13 protein-coding genes are annotated in these 9950 nt (G+C 69.8%); 10 read left to right on the forward strand and 3 right to left on the reverse strand.

Annotation, left to right across the window (positions count from 1 at the left end):
* A partial coding sequence (locus GH736_RS10755; RefSeq protein ID WP_159603076.1) for a tyrosine-type recombinase/integrase occupies window positions 1-673 on the forward strand: 673 nt, incomplete at its 5' end.
* 28 nt (window positions 674-701) lie between these two features.
* Here the strand turns inward: GH736_RS10755 and GH736_RS10760 are convergent.
* Window positions 702-1259 (reverse strand): murein hydrolase activator EnvC family protein, encoded by a 558-nt coding sequence (locus GH736_RS10760; RefSeq protein WP_159603078.1) that lies wholly within the window; start codon window positions 1257-1259, stop codon window positions 702-704.
* 271 nt (window positions 1260-1530) lie between these two features.
* Here GH736_RS10760 and rpsB point away from each other — a divergent pair, with 271 nt between their 5' ends.
* The 9 genes from rpsB (at window position 1531) to GH736_RS10805 (ending at window position 8224) form a co-directional block, all read left to right on the forward strand.
* Window positions 1531-2481, forward strand: coding sequence for a 30S ribosomal protein S2 (rpsB, locus tag GH736_RS10765; protein WP_159603080.1), 951 nt, complete (start codon window positions 1531-1533; stop codon window positions 2479-2481).
* 41 nt (window positions 2482-2522) lie between these two features.
* Window positions 2523-3353 (forward strand): translation elongation factor Ts, encoded by an 831-nt coding sequence (gene tsf, locus GH736_RS10770; protein WP_159603082.1) that lies wholly within the window; start codon window positions 2523-2525, stop codon window positions 3351-3353.
* A gap of 173 nt (window positions 3354-3526) precedes the next feature.
* A complete protein-coding gene (pyrH, locus tag GH736_RS10775; RefSeq protein WP_159603084.1) occupies window positions 3527-4258 on the forward strand; it encodes a UMP kinase in 732 nt (243 codons plus the stop codon).
* 32 nt (window positions 4259-4290) lie between these two features.
* Window positions 4291-4845 carry a ribosome recycling factor gene (gene frr, locus GH736_RS10780; protein WP_159603086.1) on the forward strand — a complete coding sequence of 185 codons (555 nt, stop codon included), beginning with the start codon at window positions 4291-4293 and terminating at the stop codon, window positions 4843-4845.
* A gap of 9 nt (window positions 4846-4854) precedes the next feature.
* The gene (locus GH736_RS10785) at window positions 4855-5841 is read left to right on the forward strand and encodes a phosphatidate cytidylyltransferase (protein WP_159603088.1); all 987 of its coding nucleotides are present in this window, start codon (window positions 4855-4857) and stop codon (window positions 5839-5841) included.
* A 20-nt stretch (window positions 5842-5861) separates the two neighbouring features.
* Complete coding sequence (locus tag GH736_RS10790; protein ID WP_235933996.1) at window positions 5862-6416, forward strand: DivIVA domain-containing protein; 555 nt, start codon at window positions 5862-5864, stop codon at window positions 6414-6416.
* Window positions 6417-6538: 122 nt separating this feature from the next.
* On the forward strand, window positions 6539-7123 hold the full coding sequence (locus GH736_RS10795) for an aggregation-promoting factor C-terminal-like domain-containing protein (RefSeq protein WP_235933999.1): 585 nt from the start codon (window positions 6539-6541) through the stop codon (window positions 7121-7123).
* Between the two features lie 55 nt (window positions 7124-7178).
* Window positions 7179-7487: a hypothetical protein gene (locus GH736_RS10800; protein ID WP_159603092.1), complete on the forward strand. Its 309-nt coding sequence runs from the start codon at window positions 7179-7181 to the stop codon at window positions 7485-7487.
* Window positions 7484-8224 (forward strand): alpha/beta hydrolase, encoded by a 741-nt coding sequence (locus GH736_RS10805; protein ID WP_159603094.1) that lies wholly within the window; start codon window positions 7484-7486, stop codon window positions 8222-8224. The genes GH736_RS10800 and GH736_RS10805 overlap by 4 nt, the downstream gene beginning before the upstream one ends.
* A 52-nt stretch (window positions 8225-8276) precedes the next feature.
* Here GH736_RS10805 and GH736_RS10810 read toward each other — a convergent pair whose 3' ends face one another.
* On the reverse strand, window positions 8277-9341 hold the full coding sequence (locus GH736_RS10810) for an AI-2E family transporter (protein WP_159603096.1): 1065 nt from the start codon (window positions 9339-9341) through the stop codon (window positions 8277-8279).
* Window positions 9342-9361: 20 nt separating this feature from the next.
* Window positions 9362-9950, reverse strand: a 589-nt coding sequence (locus tag GH736_RS25720) for a 30S ribosomal protein S6 (protein WP_407922339.1), incomplete at its 5' end; no start/stop codon positions are given.

Genomic DNA, 9950 nt, shown 5'->3' on the forward strand with positions numbered 1-9950 from the left:
CTTCACCGCGTGGCTGCACCGACGCGACCTCATACCCGCCGATCCGGGCGCGCGCCTCAAGGCGCCTCGGGCGCAGCGCACGCTCCCGCGTGTGGTGACCGAGCGCGCGCTCGATGAGGCGCTCGCCGCGCTCGCCGACCGTGCCGCCGGCGGGGATCCCCTCGATGTACGAGATGCCGCGATCGCCGAACTGCTGTACGCCTCGGCGCTGCGCGTCTCCGAGCTCGTCGGCCTCGACCTGGACGACGTGGACCGTCGCCGTCGAACCGTGCGGGTCACGGGCAAGGGGTCGAAGGAGCGCGTCGTCCCCTACGGCGCGCCGGCCGCTCGCGCCCTCGACCGCTACATCGACGATGCCAGGCCGGCGATCGTCGCTGCGACCGGCGTGGCGCCGACGCACGCCGTCTTCCTCGGTGCGCGAGGCGCCAGGCTCGGGGTGCGCAGTGTGCACCGGCTGGTCGCCGACCTGCTCACCGCGATTCCGGGCACCGGCCCGAGCGGACCGCACGCGCTCCGGCACAGCGCTGCGACCCACCTGCTCGACGGCGGGGCCGACCTGCGCGCGGTGCAGGAGTTCCTGGGGCACGCGAGCCTCGGCACGACCCAGATCTACACGCACGTGTCAGCGGAGCGCCTGAAGCAGAGCTACCAGACGGCGCACCCGCGCGCCTGACGTTCTCGACTCTCGCCGCCGCCGCCGCTCACGCGCCATCGAGCGGCAGCAGTACGGCGCGGGGGAGCCCGCCGAGGAACAGGAACGGCGACACGTACTCGCCATCCGAGCGCACCCCGAAGTGCACGCACTCCGATGAGCAGTGCCCGCCGGACGCGACGCGGCCCACGACCTCGCCGGCATGCACGCTCGTGCCCGCGGCCACGACCGCCTCGACGGGTTCGATGGCGCTCACCACACCATCGCCGTGGTCGATGGCGATGACCCCGCGGTCCACGACCGGGCCGGCGAAGCCGACCACGCCGTCGGCGGGAGCGACGACCAGGGCGCCGCCCTCCGCGGCGAGATCGATGCCCCGATGGCCCGCGGCGTACGGCGTGGCCGGTGCCCGGAACGGCGCGACCACCCGGATCGGCGCAGGGACGGGCCAGCGCCATGGGTCGTCGCGCATAGGAGTTGCCCGGGGGAGAGCGGAGGCCCCGGGCCGCGATTCGAGGGCGGACGCCGGGAAGGCTCCGGTGGCGAGGAGGGCGAGGGCGATCGCGAGTCCGGCGCCGGCCTGTCGAGCTGCCCTGGGATTCCTCATCCGACGAGCATGCGTCCCCGGAGGGCGGCCAGGCCGATCGCTCCGCCCGGGAAGCCCACCGCCAGCTCGCCCATGGTTGGGGAGGGGGAGTGCCGATGGTAGAGTAACGGGAGCACCTCGGCCTGCCGGGGTGACTACGCGTGCCATTCGGCCACCGACTCCACTCAGTCCCGTTCCTGCTCTTCCGAGCTCGAGCAGGCGGAGCCGTGCCGGGCACCAGGGCTCACGGCCGCCGGCCGGAGCGTCAACTGAGAACAAAGGAGTACGGCTCATGGCCGTCGTCACCATCCGCCAGCTGCTCGACAGCGGCGTGCACTTCGGGCACCAGACCCGCCGTTGGAACCCGAAGATGAAGCGGTTCATCTTCACCGAGCGTTCCGGCATCTACATCATCGACCTGCAGCAGTCGCTCGCCTTCATCGACAAGGCGTACGACTTCGTCCGAGAGACGGTCGCCCACGGCGGCACCATCCTCTTCGTCGGCACGAAGAAGCAGGCCCAGGAGTCCATCGCCGAGCAGGCGACGCGCGTCGGCCAGCCCTACGTGAACCAGCGCTGGCTCGGCGGCCTCCTCACCAACTTCCAGACGGTCTCCAAGCGTCTCGCGCGCATGAAGGAGCTCGAGGAGCTCGACTTCGAGGGCACCACGAGCGGCTTCACCAAGAAGGAGCTCCTCATCAAGAAGCGTGAGCTCGACAAGCTGCACAAGTCGCTCGGCGGCATCCGCAACCTGTCGAAGACGCCGTCGGCCCTCTGGGTGGTCGACACCAAGAAGGAGCACCTCGCGATCGACGAGGCCAAGAAGCTCGGCATCCCCGTCATCGGCATCCTCGACACCAACTGCGACCCCGACGAGGTCCAGTACCCCATCCCGGGCAACGACGACGCGATCCGCTCGGTGAGCCTGCTCACCCGCATCATCGCCGACGCCGCAGCCGAGGGCCTCATCGAGCGCCACCAGAAGCCCGAGGCCGAGGGCAACGTGTCCGCCGTCGAGCCGCTCGCCGAGTGGGAGCAGGAGCTCCTCCAGGCGCAGACGCCCGAGCAGTCGTCGCCCGAGACCGACAAGGTCGATGGCGCCACCGCTGAGGCCGAAGAGGTCGCCGAGGTCGCCGAGGCCGTCTCGATCGACGAGGTCGTCGAGGCCACGACCGAGTCCGAGGCCGACGCCGAGGGCGCTGCTGCCGCAGAGGCCGCCGTCGAGGCCGACGAGACCAAGTAATCCACTCCACCTACGACCACGAGTCCAGGAGACATCCCACTATGGCCAACTTCACACTCGAAGACGTCAAGAACCTGCGCGAGCGCCTCGGCACCGGCATGGTCGACACGAAGAACGCACTCGTCGAGGCCGACGGCGACATGGACAAGGCGGTCGAGATCCTCCGCCTGAAGGGCGCGAAGGGCAACGCCAAGCGCGCTGACCGCTCCACCGCCGAGGGCCTCGTCGCCGCCGTCGACAACGGCGACGGCACCGCGACCATGATCGAGCTCGCCTGCGAGACCGACTTCGTCGCCAAGGGCGACAAGTTCGTCGGCCTCGCCGACCGCGTCCTCGCCGCAGTGGCCGCCGCGCGCGCCACGACCGTCGAGGCCGCGCTGGCCGCTCCGGCCGAGGGCAAGACCGTCGCCGACGTGATCAGCGAGGAGGCGGCGATCCTCGGCGAGAAGGTCGAGCTCCGCCGCGTCCGCCTCGTCACCGGCGAGCAGTTCTCGATCTACCTGCACAAGACGTCGAAGGACCTGCCCCCGCAGGTCGGCGTCGTGCTCGGCTACGCCGGCAGCGACGCGGAGACCGCGCGCTCGGTGGCGCAGCACATCTCGTTCGCCAACCCCGAGTACCTCACCCGTGAGGACGTCCCGGCGGAGTCGGTCGAGAAGGAGCGTGCGATCGTCGAGCAGATCTCGCGCGAGGAGGGCAAGCCCGAGGCCGCCCTCCCGAAGATCATCGAGGGTCGCCTGGGCGCCTACTTCAAGCAGGTGGCCCTGCTCGAGCAGGACTACGCGAAGGACAACAAGCTGTCCGTGAGCAAGGTCCTCTCCGACGCAGGCCTCACCGTGAGCGATTTCGCTCGCTTCAAGGTCGGCGCGTAGCACGTCGTGAGGGAGCCCGGATCGCATCGGCGATCCGGGCTCCCTTTTCCATGCGCGGATGCCGCGAGCGATGCGCTCGTCGAACGGCACGGCCGCGCGACATCCGGCACCGGCACTGCGCCGAGGCCGGCGAACCACTAGTTTTGACACGGGCACGAAGGATTGGGGCGAGGATGACGGAACGCAGGCGCAGGGTCATGCTGAAGCTGTCGGGCGAGGCGTTCGGCGGAGGGCAGCTCGGGGTCAATCCCGACGTCGTCAGCTCGCTGGCCCGAGAGATCGCCGATGCCGCGCGCACGGTCGAGATCGCGATCGTCGTTGGCGGGGGCAACTTCTTCCGCGGCGCGGAGCTCTCGCAGCGCGGCATGGACCGCGGCCGCGCCGACTACATGGGCATGCTCGGCACCGTCATGAACTCGCTCGCCCTCCAGGACTTCCTCGAGCAGGCCGGCGCGGAGACGCGCGTGCAGTCCGCCATCTCGATGACCCAGGTCGCCGAGCCGTACATCCCGCGCCGTGCCGAACGCCACCTCGAGAAGGGCCGCGTCGTGATCTTCGGCGCCGGCGCCGGCCTTCCGTACTTCTCCACCGACACGGTGGCCGCGCAGCGCGCGCTCGAGATCGACGCCGATGTCGTGCTCGTCGCGAAGAACGGCGTCGACGGCGTCTACTCCGACGACCCGCGCACCAATCCCGACGCGCACAAGATCGACCGCATCAGCTACCAGGAGGCGCTCCAGCGTGGCCTGAAGGTCGTCGACTCGACCGCGTTCAGCCTCTGCATGGACAACGGCATGCCGATGCAGGTCTTCGGCATGGAACCGCGGGGCAACGTCACGGCGGCGATCCTCGGCGCCGAACTCGGCACGATCGTCAGCAACGGCGTGCCCGCCACCACTCGATAGACTGTCCCGAGTAGCGAACAGAAGGAGCCCCCGTGATCGCGGATGTACTGTCCGATGCCACCGCACGAATGCACAAGGCTGTCGAGGTCGCGAAGGACGACTTCGCGTCGGTGCGAACCGGTCGGGCGAACCCCCAGCTCTTCCAGAAGATCATGGTGAGCTACTACGGCACGCCGACGCCCCTCTCGCAGCTGGCGTCGCTGCAGAACCCCGAGGCCCGAACCCTCGTCGTGACCCCCTACGACAAGAGTGCGCTGAAGGACATCGAGCAGGCGATCCGAGACACGCCCAACCTCGGCGCCAACCCGACGAACGACGGCAACATCGTCCGCGTCACCCTGCCCGAGCTCACCGAGGAGCGTCGCCGGGAGTACGTCAAGATCGTGCGCTCGAAGGCGGAGGACGCCCGGGTGTCCGTGCGCAACATCCGCCGCAAGGCGAAGGACGACCTCGACGCCCTGAAGGGCGAGGTCGGTGACGACGAGGTGTCGCGTGCGGAGAAGGAGCTCGAGCAGCTCACGAAGACGAACGTCGACGCCATCGACGACGCGCTGAAGCGCAAGGAAGCCGAACTCCTCGAGGTCTGAGGGAACACCATGTCGGGCGTTCCAGGGGGAGATGACGAGTCGGACGCCGGAGGGCATGACCGGTCATCCCGAGATGACTTCAAGGCGCAGGTGCAGGCGCGCAGGGCCGACCTCGAGCGGCAGTTCGAGGCCTCGAAGGCGCAGTTCGACCAGGCCCAGGAGAAGATCCAGGCGCGCACGGGCCGCAACCTGATCCTGGCGATCCTCATCGGGCTCGCGTTCGGCGGGGCGCTCCTGCTGAGCCTGCTCGTCATCAAAGAGCTCTTCATGGTGTTCGCGTTGCCGCTCGCCGGCTTCGCGAGCTACGAGCTGGCGCAGGCCCTCCGCAAGGGCGACTTCCACGTGCCGCGCATCCCCACCGTCGCTGCGGCGGTGATCGCCATCCCGGTGTCGTACTACCTCGGCGCGGGCGGGCAGTTCCTCGCGGTGCTCGGCGGAATCGTGCTCGTGACGCTCTGGCGTCTGGTCGAGCAGCTGATCCCCTCGCAGCGGCGCACGGGCACGAGCCTCATCCGCGATCTCGCCGCCGGCGCGTTCGTGCAGGGCTACGTGGTGCTCCTCGCGACCTTCACGATCGTGCTCACGGCGGCCGACGGCGGACAGTGGTGGACCCTGGCGTTCATCATCATCGCGGTGGCGGCGGATGTCGGTGCGTACGCGTTCGGGCTCATGTTCGGCAAGCACCCGATGGCCCCGGTCATCAGCCCCAAGAAGACCTGGGAGGGCTTCGCCGGGGGAGCGGCGGCGAGCGTGCTCGCCGGACTGCTGCTGTCGACGCTCATGCTCGGCAACACGTGGTGGTTCGGGCTCCTCTTCGGGGCGGCGATCTTCCTCACGGCGACGCTCGGCGACCTCGTCGAGTCGCTTGTGAAGCGCGACATCGGCATCAAGGACATGAGCTCATGGCTGCCCGGGCACGGGGGATTCCTCGACCGCCTCGACTCGATCCTGCCCTCCGCCGCAGTGGCGTTCCTCGCCTTCCGGATCTTCGGTTGAGCGTCCGCGATAATGGTGCGGTGGACTCCACCTTCCCTCGCGCCCGCAAGCCTCAACTGGGATACAACACCGCCCAGGTCGAGGAGTTCCTCCAGGTGGCGCGCCGCGCCTATGACGGCACGGCGAAGCCCGGCGACCCGCCGCTGACGTCGGAGAAGATCCGGCTCACCGCCTTCGCCATGCAGAAGGGCGGCTACTCGACCGCGCACGTCGACGCGGCGATGGAGCGGCTGGAGGACGCGTTCGCGGCCGAGGAGCGTCAGGTCGCCGCCAGGCTGCACGGCAGCGAGGCGTGGCTCAGCGAGGCGCGCACGACCGCGCAGGTCGTCTCCAACCGACTCGCCCGCCCGGCCGGCGAGCGCTTCGATCGCGTGAGTCCGCTCGCCCTCGGCTATCGGGTGCGCGATGTCGACCGGTTCGCCGACAAGCTGACGCGATACTTCCGCGACGGATGGCCCATCTCGATCGACGACGTGCGCACGGTCGTCTTCACGACGCAGCGCGGCGGCTACCGCGAATCGCAGGTGGACCTCGTGCTCGATGCCGTCGTCGACGTCATGCTCGCGGTCCGTTGAGCCGGCGTTCGACCCGGTCGCACGGGCTCCGATACACTCGACGAATCGTGGGCAGGCACTCGGACATCGACGCATCGACGGCATCCGTGCATCCTCCAGCACCCGCGAGGCGCCGGGGCCGCGTGAAGCAGTCCGCCACCACGGTGTTCGCGTTCCTGGCGTCCGTGAGCTTCCTGCTCGTGAACGTCGTCGACCCGTTCTCGGGAGCGACCGCCTCGCCCGACTTCGCCGCCTCGGGTGAACGGTTCGGCGGGGCCGACGTGCAGGCCATCGACGTGGAGGGCGAGTACACGATCGACGTGTCGAAGGAGTCGTACGTCGTCGAGAAGAAGCCCGAGGTCAAGCTCGCGCCGGCGTCGACGTCGGCCGGCAGCGGCTGGGCTCCACCTGCCGTGACGCCCGATCCGGGGTCGGCGCAGGAGTACGCGGCCGGCGCGGTCGCGGCGCGCGGATGGCCCTCCAGCGAGTTCGACTGCCTGGTGGCCCTGTGGAGCAAGGAGTCGGGCTGGCGGGTGAACGCCTACAACGCGTCGAGCGGCGCCTACGGCATCCCGCAGGCGCTGCCCGGTTCGAAGATGGCGACGGCCGGCGCCGACTGGGAGACCAACGCGGGCACCCAGATCGAGTGGGGCCTCGGGTACGTCCAGGGCCGCTACGGCACTCCCTGCGGGGCGTGGGCGCACTCGCAGGACTCCGGCTGGTACTGAGCTCAGCGCGTTGCGCCCGGCGGCCCACGTCGCGCGCGCCGCTTAGACTGGGACCATGGCACGCTCGAACCGATCTCGCGGTCGGGCGGCCCGTGCTCGCGAAGCGCATGCAGAGCTCGACGTCGAACGACTCACGTCCGGATGGCGCCGCACCGAGGTGCGTGGCGGTCGCGACTGGAACGTGCAGCCCGTCTCCGAGGCGCAGGCCGTGAAGGCGTATGTCTGCCCCGGTTGCGGCCTGGACGTGGCACCCGGCGTGGCGCACCTGGTCACCTGGCGCGCCGACGGCGTGCTCGGCGACGCCGCCGATCTCGCCGCGCGTCGGCACTGGCACACCCACTGCTGGAGGATCGAGGCCCGATGAACGACCCGCACGCCGACACCGTCCAGATCCGAGCCGGAGTCGAGCTGCCCGCCGTGCGGGAGGACATCGAGCTGCGCACGGCCGACGGGCTGCGGTTGGTGGGCGAGCTGGCGACCCCGGTGGACCGTGCACCCGTGGCGACCCTCGTCACGCTGCATCCGCTGCCGACGGCGGGCGGCTTCATGGACTCCCATATCCTGCGCAAGGCGGCAGCGCGGCTTCCCGCACTGGCCGATCTCGCCGTGCTGCGGTTCAACACCCGGGGCACATCGTCACCGCGTGGCACGAGCGAGGGCGCCTTCGGCGAGGGCGTCGCCGAGCGAGCGGATGTCGCGGCGGCGATGGCGTTCGTCGCCGAGCGGGGATTGCCCGCCCCGTGGCTCGTCGGATGGTCGTTCGGCACCGAGCTCGCCCTCAAGTACGGGCTGGAACACGGCATCGCCGGCGCGATCCTGCTGTCCCCTCCACTGCACCGCACCAGTCAGGAGGAGTTGCGGCGTTGGAACGCCTCCTCGGCGCCGATGGTGGCGCTGATTCCCGAGCACGACGACTACCTGAAGCCCGACGAGGCGGCCGAGCGATTCGCCGTCCTGCCCAGGTTGCGCCGGGTCGACGTCGCCGGCGGCCGGCACCTCTGGGTGGGGGAGTCCCAGACGCGGCGCGTGCTCGAGGAGATCGTCGCCGCGGTCAACCCGTCGGCCCTGCCGCTGCCGACGACCTGGCCGCCGACGGACTGAGCACCGCGACATCCGGCGCCGGCTCGCCCGGGCGCGAACGCGATCGAACCGGTCAGAGCTCGTTCTGGTGCGGAATGACGACCTGCTTGATGATCAGCAGGATCGACGCCGCGACGGGAATGGCGATCAGCGCTCCGAGGATGCCGAGGAGCGCGCCGCCGGCGAGTGCCGCGATGACGACGAGCGCGCCCGGGACCTTCACGGCGCGGTTCATGATGCGGGGGCTCAGCACGTATGCCTCGACCTGCATGTAGACGAGGTAGTAGATCGCCGCGACGAGCGCCGTGAGCGGCGATCCGAGCCCGGGGATGAGGCAGACGAGCACGATGAGCACCGAGCCCGTCAGCGTGCCGACGAGCGGCACGAGCGAGAACAGGAAGGCGAGGAAGGCCAGCACCGCGGGGAACGGCGCTTGGATGATCGACAGGAAGATGAAGCTCGCGATGCCGTTGCAGGCTGCGAGCCCGGCCTGCCCGAGCACGTAGCGGCCGACCGACTGGGTGATCTGCTCGGTGAGGTCGGCGAAGCGTTCGCGCTTCGAGGCGGGCACCAGCTGGTAGGTGCCGCGCTTCATGGTGTTGAGGGATGCCGCGAAGTACAGCGTGAGGATGAACACGATCACGACCGCGAAGAGGCCCGTGCCGATCGCGACGGCGACCTGGAGGACGCCTCCGGCGAGCTCGCTCAGCTTCTCGGGGTTCGTGAAGAAGTCGGTGACCGCCGTGGTGACCTGCTGGCTGATCTCGTCGACGGGGACCTGGGGGAACTGGTCCTTCAGGCTCTCGATCCACTCCTGCGAGTTCACTCGATCCACGATGAGCGGGATCTCCTCGACGAGCTGGCTCACCTGGTCCACCACGATCGGCACGACGGCCAGCACCAGCGCGGCGACGAGCAGGCCCACTCCGGTCATCACGATGAGGATGGCCGCCCAACGGGGAAGCCCCCGGCGCTCGAGCCAGCTGATCGCCGGATCGAGGCCGAGGGCCAGGAAGAGTGCCGCGCCCACGTAGGCGATGATCGTCGCGAGGCTCGCGATCGAGAACAGGATGAGCAGGCCTGCGCCGACTCCGAGCGTTCCGACGAGTCCGAAGCGGAACGCGTTCTGGATTCTCATGGAGGCGGCGCGGCCTCGCGTCAGCGGGTGCTCTGCGCGGCGACCTGCTCGGCCTGCGTCAGCACGCCTCGAAGGCTCTCGAAGTAGCCGGCCACGGCATCGCGCTCGATCTTGATCTGCGAGAGCCGGTCCTCTGCGTCGGCGACGAGCGCGCGGGTGCGCTCCTCCGCGTCGGCGATGAGCTTGCGTGCCTGGTCGTGCGCGGCGGCCACGCGGTCGCGGGCCTCCTCGTCGGCCTTGTCGCGGATCTTCGCGATCTCGGTGCGCACGTGGGTCTCGAGTCGGTCGGCCTCGGCGCGGCTCTCGGAGGTGCGTGCGACGGCCTCGGCGAGCTCGGCGTTGGCGTCGTCGAGGAACTTCTGCGTCTGCGCCACGGCCTCCTGGTGCGCGGTGAGCAGCTCCTGCTCGGCCTCGTCGCGCTTGGCCGAGAGCTCGGCCTCGAGGTCGAGGTGGGCCTTCTCGATCTCGCGACGCATGCGGTTCACCTCGGTGCGCATGACGGCCTCGCTGAGGTTCAGCTGGCGGTCGAGCTCGTTGGTGGTCTTGGACTCGGCGGTGAAGTCGACGACGGCGTAGATGCCCTCGTTCTTCTTGTTGATCTCGTAGGCC

The organism is Agromyces humi (assembly GCF_009720255.1).
GTDB classification, from domain to species: domain Bacteria; phylum Actinomycetota; class Actinomycetes; order Actinomycetales; family Microbacteriaceae; genus Agromyces; species Agromyces humi.

Bases quoted from the DNA above. Each gene is read 5' to 3' on its own strand.
- GH736_RS10760 (WP_159603078.1), bottom strand. From the start codon at position 1,259: ATGAGGAATCCCAGGGCAGCTCGACAGGCCGGCGCCGGACTCGCGATC.
- rpsB (WP_159603080.1), top strand. From the start codon at position 1,531: ATGGCCGTCGTCACCATCCGCCAGCTGCTCGACAGCGGCGTGCACTTC.
- tsf (WP_159603082.1), top strand. From the start codon at position 2,523: ATGGCCAACTTCACACTCGAAGACGTCAAGAACCTGCGCGAGCGCCTC.
- pyrH (WP_159603084.1), top strand. From the start codon at position 3,527: ATGACGGAACGCAGGCGCAGGGTCATGCTGAAGCTGTCGGGCGAGGCG.
- GH736_RS10785 (WP_159603088.1), top strand. From the start codon at position 4,855: ATGTCGGGCGTTCCAGGGGGAGATGACGAGTCGGACGCCGGAGGGCAT.
- GH736_RS10800 (WP_159603092.1), top strand. From the start codon at position 7,179: ATGGCACGCTCGAACCGATCTCGCGGTCGGGCGGCCCGTGCTCGCGAA.
- GH736_RS10805 (WP_159603094.1), top strand. From the start codon at position 7,484: ATGAACGACCCGCACGCCGACACCGTCCAGATCCGAGCCGGAGTCGAG.
- GH736_RS10810 (WP_159603096.1), bottom strand. From the start codon at position 9,341: ATGAGAATCCAGAACGCGTTCCGCTTCGGACTCGTCGGAACGCTCGGA.